Source organism: Halogeometricum borinquense DSM 11551 (assembly GCF_000172995.2).
GTDB lineage: Archaea > Halobacteriota > Halobacteria > Halobacteriales > Haloferacaceae > Halogeometricum > Halogeometricum borinquense.
On the sequence record NC_014729.1, the window covers coordinates 117,212 to 133,334 of the forward strand.

General features: G+C 60.1%; 17 protein-coding genes. 12 read left to right on the top strand and 5 right to left on the bottom strand.

Translation table 11 applies throughout. The annotated features are described in order from the left end of the window. Nucleotides 1-115 precede the first annotated feature (115 nt). From HBOR_RS00655 to HBOR_RS00665, 3 genes are all read left to right on the top strand, one after another. Nucleotides 116-829 (top strand): CPBP family intramembrane glutamic endopeptidase, encoded by a 714-nt coding sequence (locus HBOR_RS00655; RefSeq protein WP_006055532.1) that lies wholly within the window; start codon nucleotides 116-118, stop codon nucleotides 827-829. Between the two features lie 100 nt (nucleotides 830-929). Further along, nucleotides 930-2,267: a glutamate-1-semialdehyde 2,1-aminomutase gene (gene hemL, locus HBOR_RS00660; protein ID WP_006055533.1), complete on the top strand. Its 1,338-nt coding sequence runs from the start codon at nucleotides 930-932 to the stop codon at nucleotides 2,265-2,267. Between the two features lie 75 nt (nucleotides 2,268-2,342). Beyond that, nucleotides 2,343-2,894: a hypothetical protein gene (locus HBOR_RS00665; RefSeq protein WP_006055534.1), complete on the top strand. Its 552-nt coding sequence runs from the start codon at nucleotides 2,343-2,345 to the stop codon at nucleotides 2,892-2,894. Nucleotides 2,895-2,908: 14 nt separating this feature from the next. On the opposite strand, the gene HBOR_RS00670 is transcribed toward HBOR_RS00665, so the two are convergent. Together HBOR_RS00670 and HBOR_RS00675 are read right to left on the bottom strand one after the other, a co-directional pair. Continuing rightward, nucleotides 2,909-3,364 (bottom strand): hypothetical protein, encoded by a 456-nt coding sequence (locus HBOR_RS00670; protein WP_006055535.1) that lies wholly within the window; start codon nucleotides 3,362-3,364, stop codon nucleotides 2,909-2,911. Continuing rightward, on the bottom strand, nucleotides 3,361-4,557 hold the full coding sequence (locus HBOR_RS00675) for an outer membrane protein assembly factor BamB family protein (protein ID WP_013440406.1): 1,197 nt from the start codon (nucleotides 4,555-4,557) through the stop codon (nucleotides 3,361-3,363). Before HBOR_RS00675 ends, HBOR_RS00670 begins: the two co-directional genes overlap by 4 nt. Before the next feature lie 149 nt (nucleotides 4,558-4,706). Here HBOR_RS00675 and hemC point away from each other — a divergent pair, with 149 nt between their 5' ends. The 4 genes from hemC to HBOR_RS00695 all read left to right on the top strand — a co-directional run bounded on the left by hemC (nucleotide 4,707) and on the right by HBOR_RS00695 (nucleotide 8,897). Beyond that, nucleotides 4,707-5,834 (top strand): hydroxymethylbilane synthase, encoded by a 1,128-nt coding sequence (hemC, locus tag HBOR_RS00680; RefSeq protein WP_006055537.1) that lies wholly within the window; start codon nucleotides 4,707-4,709, stop codon nucleotides 5,832-5,834. 2 nt (nucleotides 5,835-5,836) lie between these two features. Continuing rightward, nucleotides 5,837-6,634: a uroporphyrinogen-III C-methyltransferase gene (gene cobA, locus HBOR_RS00685; protein WP_174261565.1), complete on the top strand. Its 798-nt coding sequence runs from the start codon at nucleotides 5,837-5,839 to the stop codon at nucleotides 6,632-6,634. Next, nucleotides 6,631-7,374 (top strand): uroporphyrinogen-III synthase, encoded by a 744-nt coding sequence (locus tag HBOR_RS00690; protein WP_006055539.1) that lies wholly within the window; start codon nucleotides 6,631-6,633, stop codon nucleotides 7,372-7,374. Before cobA ends, HBOR_RS00690 begins: the two co-directional genes overlap by 4 nt. Before the next feature lie 86 nt (nucleotides 7,375-7,460). Beyond that, nucleotides 7,461-8,897: a single-stranded-DNA-specific exonuclease RecJ gene (locus HBOR_RS00695; protein WP_006055540.1), complete on the top strand. Its 1,437-nt coding sequence runs from the start codon at nucleotides 7,461-7,463 to the stop codon at nucleotides 8,895-8,897. Nucleotides 8,898-8,913: 16 nt separating this feature from the next. On the opposite strand, the gene HBOR_RS00700 is transcribed toward HBOR_RS00695, so the two are convergent. Both HBOR_RS00700 and HBOR_RS00705 read right to left on the bottom strand, forming a co-directional pair. Then, a complete protein-coding gene (locus tag HBOR_RS00700) occupies nucleotides 8,914-10,623 on the bottom strand; it encodes an ABC transporter permease (RefSeq protein ID WP_006055541.1) in 1,710 nt (569 codons plus the stop codon). A 1-nt stretch (nucleotide 10,624) separates the two neighbouring features. After that, on the bottom strand, nucleotides 10,625-11,497 hold the full coding sequence (locus HBOR_RS00705) for an ABC transporter ATP-binding protein (RefSeq protein ID WP_006055542.1): 873 nt from the start codon (nucleotides 11,495-11,497) through the stop codon (nucleotides 10,625-10,627). Nucleotides 11,498-11,663: 166 nt separating this feature from the next. On the opposite strand from HBOR_RS00705, the gene HBOR_RS00710 reads away from it, so the two are divergent. Both HBOR_RS00710 and HBOR_RS00715 read left to right on the top strand, forming a co-directional pair. Further along, nucleotides 11,664-12,005 (top strand): winged helix-turn-helix domain-containing protein, encoded by a 342-nt coding sequence (locus HBOR_RS00710; protein WP_241432368.1) that lies wholly within the window; start codon nucleotides 11,664-11,666, stop codon nucleotides 12,003-12,005. Then, the gene (locus tag HBOR_RS00715; protein ID WP_006055544.1) at nucleotides 12,002-12,313 is read left to right on the top strand and encodes a DUF7521 family protein; all 312 of its coding nucleotides are present in this window, start codon (nucleotides 12,002-12,004) and stop codon (nucleotides 12,311-12,313) included. The genes HBOR_RS00710 and HBOR_RS00715 overlap by 4 nt, the downstream gene beginning before the upstream one ends. An 83-nt stretch (nucleotides 12,314-12,396) precedes the next feature. On the opposite strand, the gene HBOR_RS00720 is transcribed toward HBOR_RS00715, so the two are convergent. Further along, nucleotides 12,397-12,834 (bottom strand): ester cyclase, encoded by a 438-nt coding sequence (locus tag HBOR_RS00720; RefSeq protein ID WP_006055545.1) that lies wholly within the window; start codon nucleotides 12,832-12,834, stop codon nucleotides 12,397-12,399. A 142-nt stretch (nucleotides 12,835-12,976) separates the two neighbouring features. On the opposite strand from HBOR_RS00720, the gene HBOR_RS00725 reads away from it, so the two are divergent. From HBOR_RS00725 to HBOR_RS00745, 3 genes are all read left to right on the top strand, one after another. After that, a complete protein-coding gene (locus HBOR_RS00725) occupies nucleotides 12,977-13,612 on the top strand; it encodes a helix-turn-helix domain-containing protein (protein ID WP_006055546.1) in 636 nt (211 codons plus the stop codon). A 1,746-nt stretch (nucleotides 13,613-15,358) separates the two neighbouring features. Then, a complete protein-coding gene (locus tag HBOR_RS00740) occupies nucleotides 15,359-15,676 on the top strand; it encodes a DUF5783 family protein (RefSeq protein WP_006055548.1) in 318 nt (105 codons plus the stop codon). Nucleotides 15,677-15,727: 51 nt separating this feature from the next. Beyond that, complete coding sequence (locus HBOR_RS00745) at nucleotides 15,728-16,087, top strand: NifU family protein (RefSeq protein ID WP_006055549.1); 360 nt, start codon at nucleotides 15,728-15,730, stop codon at nucleotides 16,085-16,087. Nucleotides 16,088-16,123: the final 36 nt, after the last annotated feature.

Sequence of the window (16,123 nt, forward strand, 5' to 3'; positions counted from 1 at the left end):
CCACGTCGGCAATGAGTGAGCCGGCGTCTCTCCCGCCGAGAACGCGAAATCGATGAATCGCGTGGGGGCGACAGAGACGAAAAGACCCAAGCGTTCCGCCGCCCCGAGAGCGAATGTGGAACTGACGCCGGTCACCGCAGTCGGGCTCGTGGTCGCACTCGTCGGCTTCGAGTTGCTACACCGACTGCGTAAGCGGTTCGGATGGACCGGCGGGACGCTGTCGGACCACGCGTGGAAGTGGGTTATCCCCGTTCTCGTCGTCCTCGTCGTTCTCGCCGAAGGGAAATCGTTCGACTCTATCGGATGGCACGTCGAATCAACGCTTCTTCTCGTCTGGCAGACGGCAGTCGGTCTCGCGGTGATGCTCGGATCGAATCTGCTCCTCGCACCGCTGTGGGCGCGCGTCGGTGACGGTGGCGAGAGTCTCGCCAAGGGGATCGGTTCGTTTGCGTCGCTCTCGATGCCCGAACGCCTATTCGTCGCGGCGACCGCGGGCGTCACAGAGGAGATCCCGTATCACGGGTACGCCGTCGAACGACTCGCCGCTCTTACCGGGAGTCTCCCCTTCGCGGGCATCATCTCGTTTCTCGCGTTCACGCTCGGCCATCTCGGAGAGACGTGGGACCGGCAGGCTGTCCTCCGAATCGCCCAGCCCGCGCTCGTCACCACGTTACTCTACCTGTGGTTCCGGTCGCTTCCGGCACTCATCGCCATCCACGCGCTGAACGACGCCGTCGGGTTGCTTGTGGCCGACCGCTACGCGCCAGCCGAGGAGGAAGAAGAAGAGGAGACACCGCACGTCGTTCGTTGGCTTGAGGGCGAACAGTAGCGTCAAACGGCGTACACCGACATCCCGAAGGAGGCGCTTCGATCCCGATTCGAGCGACGAACCCCGTAGTTCTTTTTCCATACCGGCCAAAGCTTCGCGCATGAATCACGACGAGTCCCGCGCGTTGTACGACCGTGCCCTGTCGGTCATGCCCGGCGGTGTGAACTCCTCCGTGCGCGCGACGCAACCGTACCCGTTCTTCATCGAACGCGGCGACGGCGCACACGTCGTCGATGCAGACGGGAACCGCTATCTCGACTACGTACTGGGATACGGACCGCTCTTGTACGGTCACGATATGCCCGAACCGGTTCGCGCCGCAGTCCAATCGCACGCCTCTGAGGGACCGATGTACGGCGCGCCAACCGAAGTCGAGGTCAAACACGCCGAATTCGTCTCCCGGCACGTCCCCTCGGTCGAGATGATTCGCTTCGTCAACTCCGGCACCGAGGCCACCGTTTCGGCGGTCCGCCTCGCCCGTGCGTACACCGGACGCGACAAGATCGTGATCATGCAGGGCGGCTACCACGGTGCGCAGGAGTCTACACTGGTCGAAGGCGAACCCGGCGACGTACACCCGAGTACGCGCGGCATTCCCGAGTCGTTCGCAGAACACACGATTCCGGTGCCGTTCAACGACTTCGAGGCCGTCCGAGACGTGTTCGAGACGCACGGTGACGACATCGCCGCCGTTCTCACTGAACCGATCCTCGGCAACAAGGGCATCGTGATGCCCGTTGATGGCTACCTCGAACACCTCCGCAACCTGACCGAGGATCACGATGCACTCCTCGTCTTCGACGAGGTCATCACTGGCTTCCGCGTCGGCGGCCTCCAGTGTGCTCAAGGGAAGTTCGGAATTACCCCCGACGTGACGACGTTCGGGAAGATCATCGGTGGCGGCTTCCCCGTCGGCGCAATCGGCGGCAAGTCTGAGATTATCGAACAGTTCACGCCGTCCGGAAACGTGTTCCAGTCAGGGACGTTCTCCGGACACCCGGTGACGATAGCCGCGGGCTACGAGTATCTGAAGTACGCGGCCGAAAACGACGTGTACGACCACGTCAACCGACTCGGTGAGAAACTCCGCCGCGGAATCACGGATATCGTGGAGGACCAAGCACCCAACTACACCGTCGTCGGGACCGACTCGATGTTCAAGACCGTCTTCACGCGCGAGGGGCCGGCGGACCTCGACGGATGTTGCCCTGCCGGGTGCAAACAGCGTGAATCTTGCCCGCGATACGATTACTGCCCGAAGAACGGTGCGGATGTCGCCAAAGCGGACACGGAACGCTGGAAACGTATCTTCTGGCAGGAGATGAAAGAGCAGGGCGTCTTCCTCACTGTCAACCAGTTCGAATCACAGTTCGTCTCCTACGCGCACACCGACGAGGACATCGAAGAGACGCTGGAAGCGTACAAAGAAGCGCTCTGAAACGGACAATCGCGGACCGACCACGCATCCTATCCGGTGTCGAGGTTTTTGTACTATCAGACGCTATCGCATGGTATGGATAGCCCTCCGCACAACGCCGGTGACGACATCGATACCGGCAGTCACGACGATGACAGCGCCGGATATGATGACGGCAACACCGGATATGATGACGACGGCACGTCTGTCGGAACCAGCCCACGGACGACCGACTACGAAGATCCGATAGGCGACCTCTTGCCGTACGCGTCCGTGGACTCGAACTGGTGGTACTGGATCGCCGCACCGATTGCGCTCTTCGTCCTCTCGCTTGTCGGCGGAATACTGTTCTTCGTCGCATTCCTGTTCGACATCCTCCTTACGGGCGGCATTCTATCAGTCACAACAGGAATCCTCTTCGCCGGCATCGCCAGCCTCATCGGTCTCGTCCTCTCGGTGATGTTCCCTGTCGCCGTCTACGTTGATGCGCGGGCACTCTGCGAGGCCCCGGAGTCGTCGTGGTCACCCGACCCAGTTCTCTACGGTCTCGTCGCCCTCGCGGGCGTGGTCGTGACCGCCTTCACGGTTAGCATCCCATTCGGCATCTACTACCTCTACCGGCGGCACGTCGCCGTCGGCACGCCCTGAGCGCGACGTCGAATTCACTCCAAACTGCCGTTATCTCTCATCTCGCCTGCTGACTCGTCTTCGGGCCACCAGTAGTTGAGAATCGCCACCGCGAGCATGATCGAACCGGCCCAAAAGAGAAGCAAGCGGAAGATGACCGCAAGAGACCCGCTCGTGTTTGGTTCGAGAACACCCGCAAGTCCGGCGGACGCAGCGAAGATGAGCATCGAGACGAGTCCAGTGGCCCAGATCCAGAACGCCGATACCTCAGGATAGCGCGCGTTCGTCACCACGAGGGCGACAAGCACGAAGATTTGTGACACGAGTTGGCCGAACGAGAACGGTTCGGCGACGAATACAGCGTTGACGATGGCTGACAGCGGCGTGAACATCGTGCCGAAGGCGAGCCAGAGACCGACGAGATAGAAGAGGTCCGAGACGCCCGAGGCGAGACTACCGATTGCGCTCGACTCGCCCGATTCGTCGCTCATTCCGACCCCTCCACGGCGTACAGCGTCTCGTCCAACCCAACGTAAACGGTGCCGTCCACGACGGCCGGCGACCGGGCACGGCCGCGACCACTCGCCGCGTCGAACCGTGCAAGTACCTCACCGTTGGTCGCGTCGAGAACGACGAATCCGGCCGGCGTGGCGGCGTACAGCGTCTCACCGACGACAGCGGGGGTGCACAACGGGTCGAGCGGTGTTTCTCGCCGCCAGACGCGGTCGCCCGTCTCGGTGTCGAGTGCGACAGCGAACGTCGTCTCCGCCTCTTCGTCTTCTGCGACCGCGTAGACACGTTCTCCGTCGGTGACCGGGTGAATACTGGCTTGGTACGTTCCGATGTCTCCCTTCCAGCTAACGTCGCCGTCGGCGAGGGAGACAGCGTACAGCGGCCCGCTCCCGTAGAATACCGCGTCCGTGCCGATGCACGGCGTGAGGTGGCTCGGGTGAGCGACGCCGAGCGTCACCGACCACTGGAGCCGTCCGGTCTGTGCGTTTACGGCGACCAGTTTGTCCGGGCTGTCGCCGCGACCGACGAGAAGTCCATTGCGGAACGCAAACGGTTCGACTTTGGTCGAAAGCGGGGACCGCTCACGTTCGAGTCCGGTCTCGATATCGACGACTCGGGTGCCGTCGGTTCCCTGCCAGTATACGGTGTTTCCGACGCGGCAAAACAGACTGTCGCCCGGAGAGGAATCGTGTGACCAGCCGATTTGCCCGTCGTTCGAGCCGAATCCGAACGTATCCACGCGTCCGGGAATGAGGACGCCACCACTGAACGCGACGGGCGATGCAGAAAAGGAGACGCGTCGTCGCCACGGCCGCTGTGTTTTGCCCGGGAATCGCCATCGAACGTCACCGGTGTCGCGTTCGACGGCGAGAAGCGAGTTGTCGGCGGCGACGTAGACAGCACCGTCTGCAACGGTCAGTGATCGGTGGCCGTAAGCAACGTCGGGGACCGACGTTTCCCACGCGAGCGAAAAGTCGCCGCGGGGGGCGATTCCATCCGGGTCGAATCCGGTTCGCGCGGGATTGCGGCCGGGCATCGGCCACGCGTCTAAATCCAAAGCGGCGTCAGACTCGGGGGTCGCGGCCACCGACGGATCAAAAGCGGCGCCAGCAGCGAAGAAAAGGCCGCTCGCTGCGAGCAGTCGGCGGCGGGTGAGGCGGGGAGGGCGCACACAGAACTAGATGCCTGATTTACATTTAGTCACTCCGGTGTGACCGGAATCAACGGCGGAGCAACGGTCTCATCGCCACGGCACACTGCCACGTCCGCGAACGCGAACTGGTGGGCTTTTCACGCACCAGTGCCCACGTTTCTACAGAGATGAAACGCGGGACGCTCCGACTGGCGACGCGAGGGTCAGACCTCGCACTCCGACAGACGGCGAGTGTGCGCGACACCCTCGCTGACCGTCGGTTCGACGTCGAACTCGTGGAGGTGGAGACGCGCGGCGACCAGATACGCGACGAACTCCTCCACAGACTGGGAAAGACCGGCGCGTTCGTCCGCGCACTTGACGAACGTGTACTCGACGAAGAGGTGGACGCCGCCGTCCACTCGATGAAGGATATGCCGACAGAACACCCCAGAGACCTCGTTGTTGCGGGCGTCCCCGAACGCGCCCCGGCGAACGATGTCCTGCTCACGCCTGACGGGACGGCGTTTGAGAACCTGCCCGCGGGGTCCGTCGTCGGCACGTCGTCACTTCGACGGAAGGCACAGATACTCTCTGCGCGTCCCGACCTGGAGGTCGAACCCCTCCGAGGGAACGTCGATACGCGCGTGGAGAAGTTGCTCGCACCGACGCTGCAGCGCGAACACGAAGCCCGCGTCGATGACGACAGCGACAAGAAAGCGAACTCGGCCGAGGCGTCTGCCTCCGGCGAGGAGTACGAGACGGATTTCGACCGCACCATCGAGGAGTGGTTCGATGACCTAAGCGAGATAGAGCGTCGCTCGCTCGAACGCGACGTGGAAACGGAGTACGACGCCATCGTCCTCGCGGAAGCGGGCCTCAAACGGTCCGGTCTCCTCCACCGCGTCGAGTACGACCGCCTCCCGCCGACGGAGTTCGTCCCCGCGCCCGGACAGGGAGCCATCGCTGTCACCGCCCGACGCGACCACGAGAACTTAGACCGAATACAGGATGCACTCGACGACCCGCGGACGCGAGTGACGACCACCGTCGAACGAACTGTCCTCGCGGAACTCGGCGGCGGGTGCATCGCCCCCATCGGCGTCCACGCGAAGTTGCAGGGTGAACACGTCCACGTCACGGCACGTGTGCTCTCCACCGACGGTGAAGAGGAGGTCTCGGCCAGTCGGAATCTCCCCGTCCACAACCACGCGAACGCGGCCGCCGAGTTCGCAGAATCGCTCGCCTCACAGGGTGCCGCAGACCTCATCAGTGAGGCACGCGATGACGCCCGAGACGAGGAAGACGAGAAGTGACGATGAGTGTCGGAACCGTCTATCTCGTCGGAAGCGGACCGGGCGACCCCGACCTCATGACCGTCAAGGCCGCACGACTGCTCGAAACCGCAGATGTGGTACTCCACGACAAACTCCCCGGTCCGGAGATTCTCGAACGCATCCCCGAGGAGAAACGCGAAGACGTAGGGAAACGCGCAGGCGGCGAGTGGACGCCGCAGGAGTACACAAACCGGAGACTGGTCGAACTCGCTCGCGAGGGAAAGACCGTCGTCCGCCTGAAAGGGGGCGACCCGTTCGTGTTCGGCCGCGGCGGCGAGGAGATGGAACACCTTGCAGCAGCGGACATTCCGTTCGAGGTCGTACCCGGGATCACCTCGGCTATCGCCGGGCCGGGCACGGCAGGCATCCCTGTCACCCACCGCGACCACGCTTCGTCCGTCTCGTTCGTCACGGGTCACGAGGACCCGACGAAAGAAGAGTCCGCCGTAGACTGGGACGCGCTCGCCGCCACCGGCGGCACCCTCGTCGTCCTCATGGGTGTCGGGAAACTCCCCGACTACACCGCGGCGCTCCGTGAAGCAGGGATGGACCCCGAAACACCCGTCGCACTCGTCGAACGCGCGACGTGGCCCGAGATGCGGGTCGCCACCGGCACTCTCGATACCATCGTCTCGGTCCGTGATGAGACGGAGATAGAACCGCCGGCCATCACGGTCATTGGTGAGGTGGCAGGAACGCGCGAGAACGTCGTCGAGTTCCTGCGAAACCGAACGGGAGCGTTCGAGGACGAGAGCGCAACGCAGGAGGCCGACGAATGAGCCAGCAGGTCCGCGTAGCCGTCTTCCGGCCGGACGACGACCGGATGAGCGACGCCGTAGAACTCCTCGACTCGCTCGGCGCAACGCCCATCCCGGATCCGATGCTGGCTGTCGAACCGACAGGTGCGATGCCCGACTCGGGAGACTACGTCATCCTGACGAGTAAGACCGGCGTCGAGCTTCTCGCGGAGGACGGCTGGGAACCCAACGGGTCTACGCTGGCCTGTATCGGACCCGCGACGGCCGACGCCGCCCGTGATTCCGGATGGAGCGTCGATATCGTCCCCGAAGAGTACACCTCATCGGGACTGGTCGAGCGTCTCCGTGACGACGTGGCGAACGCGACGGTCGAAGTCGCCCGGAGCGACCACGGAAGCGACGTACTCACCGACGGCCTTCGTGAAGCCGGTGCCGACCTTCACGAGACGGTTCTGTACCGACTTGTCCGCCCCGAAGGCGCGGGTCAGTCAACGGTGATGGTCGCAGGCGACGAAGTCGAAGGCGTCTGCTTCAGTTCCTCGCTGACGGTGGAGAACTTCCTCGATGCCGCCGCCGAACGCGGCGTCCGCGAGGAGGTCATCGAAGGGCTGAACAGCCTCGTCGTCGGCGTTATCGGCCCGCCGACGCGTGAGACAGCCGAATCGTACGGCATCAACGTAGATGTGGTTCCGGAGAACGCCGACTTCGAGGAACTCGCGTGCGCCGTCGTTGAGACGGCTGCGCCGACGTACCACAAGTAGCGTCGCACGTCTCGCTGACGACGCTCACGTTCCGACTAGTTACCCAGAACGTAGGTTTAAACCCGAGACCGCGAGAACTCTCTCGTATGAGCGCGGACGGTGTCACAGAGTCGAGCGGCCCGGTACCGGAGATGAGCGACCACGCCGCCGACTGTGCCGCACGGTTGCGCGACGCCGACCGAGTCCTCCTCGCTTCGCACATCGACGCCGACGGTCTGACGAGTGCCGCCATCGCCTCCTCGGCGCTCGAACGGGCCGGGATTCCGTTCGAGACGGTGTTCTCGAAGCAACTTGACAAAGAAGAAGTCGCCAGCATCGCCGCCACGGAGTACGAGACAGTGCTTTTCACCGACTTCGGAAGCGGGCAGTTGGACATCATCGCCGACCACGAAGCAGCGGGCGATTTCACACCCGTCATCGCAGACCACCACCAACCCGCCGACGCCGACACCGAGTTCCATCTCAACCCGCTCCGATTCGGTATCGACGGTGCCTCGGAACTCTCCGGTGCAGGCGCGAGTTACGTTCTCGCGCGGGCGTTAGAAGACGAAGACGGAGCGAACCGCGATCTCGCCGCCCTCGCCGTCGTCGGTGCGGTCGGTGACATGCAGAACTCGCAGGGCGGCCTCCACGGCGCGAACGCCGGTATCGTCGCCGACGGTGTCGAAGCGGGCGTCTTGGAAGAGACGACGGACCTCGTTATCTACGGCCGACAGACCCGTCCACTTCCCAAATTCTTAGAGTACGCAAGCGACGTTCGCATCCCCGGTATCTCGAACGACCAGAACGGGGCCATCGAGTTCCTCTCGGATCTCGACCTCGATCTGAAAGCGGATGGCGAGTGGCGGCGGTGGGTCGATCTCTCGATGACCGAGCGGAAGACCGTCGTCAGCGCACTGATGCGCCGGGCCATCGCGTCGGGCGTGCCAGCAGATCGCATCGACGACCTCGTTGGGACGACGTACTCGCTACTGGCCGAGAAAGAAGGGACTGAACTCCGCGACGTGAGTGAGTTCTCGACGCTCCTCAACGCCACAGCGCGGTACGAACGCGCCGACGTGGGACTGGCCGTCTGCCTCGGTGACAGAGACGACGCGCTCGAACAAGCGCGAACGCTTCTGCGAAACCACCGACGAAACCTCTCAGAGGGATTGCAGTGGGTGAAAAACGAGGGTGTCACCGTCGAGGAGAACGTCCAGTGGTTCGACGCCGGAACCCGAATCCGCGAGACCATCGTCGGCATCATCGCCGGGATGGCCGTCGGTGCGTCGGGTATTCGCGGCGACATCCCGATTCTCGCGTTCGCCGAGAAATCCGCCGAGGAAGTGAAAGTCTCCGCACGCGGGTCGCACGTCCTCGTCCGAAAAGGGCTGGATCTTTCAGTGGTGATGCGCGAGGCGTCGCGTGCTGTGGGTGGCGACGGCGGCGGTCACAGCGTGGCCGCAGGTGCGACCATTCCTGCGGGAACCCGCGAGGAATTCGTCGCAGAGGCCGACCGAATCGTCGGCGAGCAGTTGGGCTAGGTTAGAGAACAAGTGGTCAACCGAGTTCTAACGTGCGGCGCAGTAACGCTGTCCCCACCAGCACGGCACTCAGCCCGACGAACGCGAGCGGGATGCCCATCTCGACGCTGGCGTCGGTTGCACCGATGAAATCGACCGGCTGAGCGCCGTTGAGCGGCCCGACATACCAGAGCGTCAGATACGAGAGTTCGAAAAGCGTCGTCGAACGACTCCAACTCCCCGCTGCGGTCGCTAGAGACGGGGCGAGCAGCACGCCGCTCACAAAGCCGAGCAAGGCACCCGTGTGACCAGTTGCGATGTACACTGCGAAAACGCCGCTTCCCACGCCGATTGCGACGATAATCCCGCTGAGCCACTCTGCGATGAGTTGTTTCAGCGGGTACCGCGAGGAGAGAACGAGCGGCAACACTCGATGCTGAACCGGCCGAACGCCGATGTCGGACCAGACGATCAGCGGCCAGATAGCGGCTATCGGAAAGACGAACGTGCGAACAGGTTCGACCGAGATGTTCGCGGCTCCCGTGGTGACGAGAGTGACGACCGGCACGCCGACGAGGAGGATCGCTCCGCCGTACCACCACCACGGTCGGCCACGAAGTGCAAGCCGAAGCTCCGCGACGAGCAGGCGATGAAATCCGCCAGCATCACGGGTCGCAACGGGCGTCAACGAGAGTGACTCGATAGCCGGTCGTTCGGATTGTTCCCCGTCACAGTTGGTCTGCTTCCCACCGAGTCGGGACAAGAGAGCGGACAAGAGAGACGACAGCCCGTTTCGTACCGATGGTACAGACGCCCACAAGAGCCATCCAGAATCCTCAGCCGGGTCGGTTTCATGCAACCGGTCGAACGGAACGGTCGAAACGAGAACGATACAGAGTCCGCAGAGAACCACTCCGAGTCGCTGCGGATACACCCACAGCGGCCACGCGCCGCCGTTCCAATAGAACGCCCGCGTCGCTTCCAACGTCCCAACCGATGGCAACCCGCCTGCATACACCGGCTGCTGAGCGAGCAGTGAACTCGCTGTCAGCGTGTAAATGGCGATGTAGCCCATCAGATCGAGACTTTTGACCCAGAGAGGCAACTGACCGGGCAGCATGTCCCCGACAGGGGTGAGAGTTGACCCGAGCACGACAGGCATGAAAAGAAAGTAACAGATATTCCCGAACATCCCGTTCAGGGGATCGACGGTTTCGGAGAAGAGTGCTAGCCCGGAAACGAGCGCAGCGACCGGGAACGCAAAGGCGAGAAGCGGGATTAACAGCGCTGTTAGCGTCGTTGGTCCGACTCCGTGGACAGCGTGATTGGCAATCGACGAGACACCGAGCGTCAGGATAAGCACGCCTCCGAAAGCGAGATTGCTAAGCCACTTTCCGAAGAGATACGTCCGATCCGAAATCGGAGTGCGTGCGACCAGTTGTGCGACGCCGTGGTTCCGGTCGCGTTGCAGCGCGTTTTTCATCAGATAGAAGCCGCCGAAAAGTAGCACGATGGCACCGGTTATTCCCGCTTTCAATCCGATATAGGCCGCCGTAGGTTCTCCGTGAAACGCCTGTAACGTCCCATCCGAACGGACCTGATAAGCGAGTTTGACGCCGCCAGTGTTGACCAGATAACCAATGGAGGCGATCACAGCGAGTACGACGGCCAGTTGGCGTGATCGAGCGCGCTGTAGGAAATCCGCTCGCGCCACGTGGTACGCCTGCCGCAGTCTCGTTCGTCCCACGTCAATCCCCGTCAGACCGGTCGATCATGTTGATGTACGCATCTTCGAGCGTCGCCGAAACAGGCTCAGCAGTCTCGGGTGGCTCTGTCTCGGCGATCAGGCGAACGTCAACACCGTCTGGCCGCTGTACCGAACGGCAGACCTGATACCGCTCTCGGAAGGCCGCTACCTCCGCGCGTGGAATCTGACACGTGAAGACGTTCCCTGCAACGCGGTCGATGAGAGATTCGACACTCTCGTGAGCGAGAATACGGCCGTTATCGAGCAGTGCGATTTTGTTTGCCGTCGCTTCGACATCGGGGACGATGTGCGTCGAGAGGATGATCACTCGGTCGTCACCGGTGTTCGACAGAGCGTTCCGGAGTCGGACGCGTTCTTCCGGGTCCAAACCGACCGTCGGTTCGTCAACGACGAGCAACTCGGGATCGTTGAGCAGCGCTTGTGCAATGCCGACTCGCTGATGCATCCCGCCGGAAAACGTCTTGAGCTTGCGATCTCTGGCGTCAGCTAAATTGACGAGTTCGATGAGTTCTGTGATCCGCGCGCTCGCCGTCTCGCTGTCGAGTCCGCAAAGCGCCGCGAGGTATTCGAGGAATTCGGAGAGCGTCAAATCCGGATAGGTCCCGAAGTCTTGCGGGAGGTATCCGAGAACGGGTCGAACCGCATCGGGAGCGTCAACGATATCGCTCCCGTTCCAATATGCGGTGCCTGCCGTCGGCTTCATCACCGTCGTGAGAATGCCCATCAACGTTGATTTTCCCGCTCCATTCGGTCCGAGAAGCCCGTGAATACCCTCATCAAGTTCGAGAGAGACATCGCGGATCCCCCACGTATCCGATCCGTACTGCTTGCTGAGTCCGTCCGTTCGCAACATCACGAGAGCTCACCGTCGTTGATCCGCATGAATCGGGCGGAGGGCTTCGAGAGACCAGACATCATCTCTGCTGTCCCACTGGCAGAAAATGAAGCCAGAGTCACGACTGCAAGGTCTGCGGCTGTAGTTCAGTGTTTAAATACCCGAGCCAGAAATCGGCATAGTAGTGTGCGTGGACCCGGAGATAAGTGCGATTGCCGGCGTCATCGACGACCAATGCTCTCGATGTATCCTCGTTCAGGCTCACGAACAGTATATGTCCGTCAGTGAACTCGCCGACCGGTGTAACGTGTCCGAATCAACGATTTATCGACGACTCGACCCGCTCCGTGAACACGGGTTGATCAGCGAGCGAAAGCGGCCGGAAGCGGACGGACACCACTTCACGGAGTTCCGAACGAATCTCGACCGCCTGAGCATTCAGATCACCGCTGATGGATTCGATATCGAGATACAACGCCGCAAGCCGATGGCAGAGCGCCTCACAGACCTTGTCGAGAAACTATGATAGTGCCACTGCAACCGTTCGACGTAGCGATCACGATCGAGACCGTCGTTTACGGCGTTCTCGCGTTCATCATCTTCAGTACGATGGTGAGTATCACGGTGATCTCCTATCAGGGATATCGACGGTATCAAAGCCGTGCGATGAAGTTCTTCGCTCTCGGATTCGGGTCCCTGCTACTCACGCAGGTTCTTATCCTTCCAGCGAGCCACCTTCTGGAATTCGACCCGTTCATCGAGCAGACCAGTATCCAACTGACACAGGCCATCGGCGGGTTGTGCATCCTGTACGCCATCCGACTCAATAATTGAGTGTTGGAGACGCCACGGCTTGCTGGTCTTGCACTCGATCAGAGAGCCGAGTTCGTCACAGCGAGCGTTGCTGGCAGGGGCGACTACGGAAAGTCAACAACGCCGAGTTGCCGAAGCAGCGTCAGGTTATCCGAGAGGAACCATCGCTCGGCGATCAACCCGTCTTCGATGCGGACGAACGCCATCTGTTGGACCTCTATCTCCTTCGCTGTCGGTTCAATGCCCCAGAGGACTCCGCTGTGTGTCCCTCGGCTGGTAATATGGAGAGCGACTACGTCACCGTGAACGACACTGCGCTCGACTGTTTGCGTGATATCAGGGAACGCGGAGAGAAACGACTCGTAGGATTCTCGGATTGCCTCTAATCCTTCCTGGGACCCGAACGGATTGTGATCAACGGCGTTCGGTGCGTACAGGTCACCAAGTACGTCGAGGCCACCGTCACCGAAGACATCCTCTGGAATCCGACGTGCAATGCGCTCGTTCTCCCGTTCTTGAGGAGTAAGCGAGTCGGTTGTCATCGATCTGTCCCACCGTGAGTACGGGAATCGGTCGTCGAGTGTTGTTTCATTTCGACCACAGTGAGGAGAGAGCCGCAATGAGCGTAGGAATGACTGGGAACAAGTTGCTCTCTTTAAATGTAGTTAGGAATAATCTCTGTCAATGCCGCACCTAAAGATCAAGCTAAACGGAGAGAAAATCGGGGGATGGCTCGCAGAACTCTCAACGGAATTTCCTGCTGATGTGTTCCGACTGCTGGCGACGCAACTCCGTGACCAAGGAGCGCTTGTCACGCTCGAAGTTCGGACACCCGATGGTGGCGACGTAATCCAAGAGTTCGAAACAACACCCGAGGTCGGTAACGTAGAAGTCCTTCACGCGGATTCACAGGTCGTACTTCTCCAATTTCTCACCAAGCATTCGAGAGCCTACGACCCGCTGTATGAATCCGGTTGTATCTCGATTTATCCGACAACCCTCCAAAACGGCTGGTTTTCCGTACACGTTGTCGCCGGTCACGACAGTCTGTCGAGCTATGTGGAAGAACTTACAGCAGCGGAAATTCCGTATCAGGTACTCTCTCTGTCCCAGTCCCACGACACCGCCACAATACTAACGAACCGACAGCGGCAGTTCATCGAGACAGCCCTCGAAGAAGGATTTTACGACGACCCCAGAGCGTGTACGCTCACCGAACTCGCAGCGACACTAGACATCCACAAGTCCGCTGCGAGTAGACTCAGACACCGTGCAGAAAGCCGTCTGATCACCCACGTCGCTACTGGTTTTGCACAATAGGTAACCGGTGTCGGTAGTCGCGGATAGATTACGAATGTAGCCGAACCACGCCGCTACCGAGTCTCAGCGAACGCCGGAGTGAGCCAGGGTTAGTCGGTGGATAGAGCCATCGCTCAGCATGAACAATATGAGCGATGAGGCAAGCAGATCTGCCATCGCAACAACGGCTCTGGATTATCCTTGGATTCATTGATAGAGGGCGATCTAGTCCAAGTACACTTTGCGAGGTTCTCTCCTCGTAATGTTTCTCCTCACGTCTGTGATGCTGGTTCACGAGGTACGGCAGACCGAATCAGCCTGAATAGGCCCTCTCCGAACGTCGAAGAAACCTTACTGATAGTCGCCCTTGAGTAGGTATGGGGAAATGGTTTCGGCTATACACTAAAATACACACCTACCAATATGCGGTTCTCGGAATCGTTGGCATCGTAGCAACAATCATCTTCGCCAGTCCGGGAACCGACTTCATTCACGTCGGCCGACAGCGGTTGGACGTATTCTACATTTCCCTCGCTTTGTTCGGAGCGCTATTCGTCCTGTCAGTGACCGATGAGTACAGTCCAGAAGACTACGGACTCTATTCGTCGAAATCTGAAAAGTAGGGCTCCGATACTAACCAATACGTGATGCCTCCGCCCTATGAATCTGGCAGTTAGTTCTGTGAAATTCTGACCACCATTCTGTATAGCATTATAAGATATACAACTGAGTTCATCCATCCATGGGTCAAAATGCGCATTCTTGGTTTAGAGTCGCTATTGACCTCCTCCCGCGCCTAAAGACGCGGGAATCCCACCACGGGATTTCAGGCCGGTCGTGGCCCTATGGTCCGTCAGCGTCCTAATACCACCGAGAGAATGGTGGGAAATCCAGACGTGGCGTTGTCGGTGGGTGTGTAGGCTATTGTCCGCTTGACCCCCGCCTAAAGACGGGGGTATGCGCTCGTATCTTTATCACACAAACTCGCTGCGCTCGTGGAACAGGCGTTCACTTAGCTCGACGCGCAGTACTCCTCAAAGACGAAGTAACTATCAGAAGATTCGCGTACTTCTGTAGAAGCAGTTCCAAACTCGCCAGCAGCCGACTCACCCACGATCTCGACCGGGCCTCTGATGAGTAGATGGAGAATGCGTCACCAGCAAAACACGTTAGCGGAAATACACACCCACAAGGAGGCAGACCGACGCCACCAGCAACAGTCCGCCACTCAAAACATCTCTAAGGATCCCAGAGACGCCAGGATCCGTCACTATTCCAAACGTACTCTCAAAAACGATTGATTGGACCACTAAAGCCAATCCTCCAATCACCCTCAACAACCGTGCTCTGCTACCGTCTTGAATAGTGTTCATTATGTGCCAATACTCGCGGAGCTATTTAAAAAGAGGAGAACACAGAATGTTGACGGGGTCCAAGCTAATTCCCAAACCGGATGACGGGCGCGTAGGCCACCATTCTCACAGAGACAGTACATCAACGGAGTTTGAACCGTTCACGTCGTCTTGAAACCGAGAGCACACTCTCACCAGCCAGACAGACAGTTCTGGAAGCCAAAGCGGTGTTCTCGACCGTCTCACCGATTCTGAAGTAGAATCCTGTTGAATGGACAGAAGGCATGGATAAATCAGATAATGCTATACCGAATAGAGTGCAATCCAGTTCGACGTCGAATCGGAACATCCGTGCTGGCAAACACCACCGCAGACCAACCGTCCGACTTTTCTTCTCGAACGGAAAATCCCGAGTATGGCCGATTTCGACCCGGAGAAGTTCGAGGACAAGTACGTCCACTACTTCCCGCAACTCCAGCGGGCGTACAAGAACGCGTTCAACACGATGAACGAAGAGTACGACTCAACACTCATCCACGCCATCGACCAGCAGATTCTGAACGAGTCCGAACCGATGTACGAGGACGGCGATTTCCACATCCAACTGCCGGAGAATCCGAGCGAACGACTGACAGGTGTCGTCGTCGAAGACGAGAAACTCGACGCCGTATTGGACCGCTACCTCGACGAACTCGTGGCCGAACACCGACGTATTTTCGGGCTAAACGGGTGAGTCGTTCCCCCGAACCAAAGGTCTAAGCACGTCCATCCCGAACCGCGAATCATGAGTACGGACGCGAGCAACACCGACGACGACCTGAAAGAGCGCGTCACCAACTTCCTGCGTCGTAACTTCCCGCAAATTCAGATGCACGGTGGCTCCGCTGCCATCCAGCACCTCGACCGCGAGGAAGGCGAGGTCACCATCATGCTCGGGGGTGCCTGCTCCGGGTGCGGCATTTCGCCGATGACCATCCAAGCGATCAAGAGTCGGATGGTCAAGGAGATTCCCGAGATCGAAAAGGTAAATGCAGAGACAGGAATGGGCGGAGACGGTGGCCACGATAGTATGTCTCCCTCGTTCCCCGGAGAGTCGAGTTCCGACGATTCCGACAGCGACGAAGGCCCACAGGCCCCGTTCTAACTGATTCGGTCTCTCCTGCAGGTGACGCAGGAACCG

What these genes read in the sequence shown, in the direction of transcription:
- hemL (WP_006055533.1), top strand. Translation starts at nt 930, where the DNA reads ATGAATCACGACGAGTCCCGCGCGTTGTACGACCGTGCCCTGTCGGTC.
- HBOR_RS00665 (WP_006055534.1), top strand. Translation starts at nt 2,343, where the DNA reads ATGGATAGCCCTCCGCACAACGCCGGTGACGACATCGATACCGGCAGT.
- HBOR_RS00670 (WP_006055535.1), bottom strand. Translation starts at nt 3,364, where the DNA reads ATGAGCGACGAATCGGGCGAGTCGAGCGCAATCGGTAGTCTCGCCTCG.
- hemC (WP_006055537.1), top strand. Translation starts at nt 4,707, where the DNA reads ATGAAACGCGGGACGCTCCGACTGGCGACGCGAGGGTCAGACCTCGCA.
- cobA (WP_174261565.1), top strand. Translation starts at nt 5,837, where the DNA reads ATGAGTGTCGGAACCGTCTATCTCGTCGGAAGCGGACCGGGCGACCCC.
- HBOR_RS00690 (WP_006055539.1), top strand. Translation starts at nt 6,631, where the DNA reads ATGAGCCAGCAGGTCCGCGTAGCCGTCTTCCGGCCGGACGACGACCGG.
- HBOR_RS00695 (WP_006055540.1), top strand. Translation starts at nt 7,461, where the DNA reads ATGAGCGCGGACGGTGTCACAGAGTCGAGCGGCCCGGTACCGGAGATG.
- HBOR_RS00705 (WP_006055542.1), bottom strand. Translation starts at nt 11,497, where the DNA reads ATGTTGCGAACGGACGGACTCAGCAAGCAGTACGGATCGGATACGTGG.
- HBOR_RS00715 (WP_006055544.1), top strand. Translation starts at nt 12,002, where the DNA reads ATGATAGTGCCACTGCAACCGTTCGACGTAGCGATCACGATCGAGACC.
- HBOR_RS00720 (WP_006055545.1), bottom strand. Translation starts at nt 12,834, where the DNA reads ATGACAACCGACTCGCTTACTCCTCAAGAACGGGAGAACGAGCGCATT.
- HBOR_RS00725 (WP_006055546.1), top strand. Translation starts at nt 12,977, where the DNA reads ATGCCGCACCTAAAGATCAAGCTAAACGGAGAGAAAATCGGGGGATGG.
- HBOR_RS00740 (WP_006055548.1), top strand. Translation starts at nt 15,359, where the DNA reads ATGGCCGATTTCGACCCGGAGAAGTTCGAGGACAAGTACGTCCACTAC.
- HBOR_RS00745 (WP_006055549.1), top strand. Translation starts at nt 15,728, where the DNA reads ATGAGTACGGACGCGAGCAACACCGACGACGACCTGAAAGAGCGCGTC.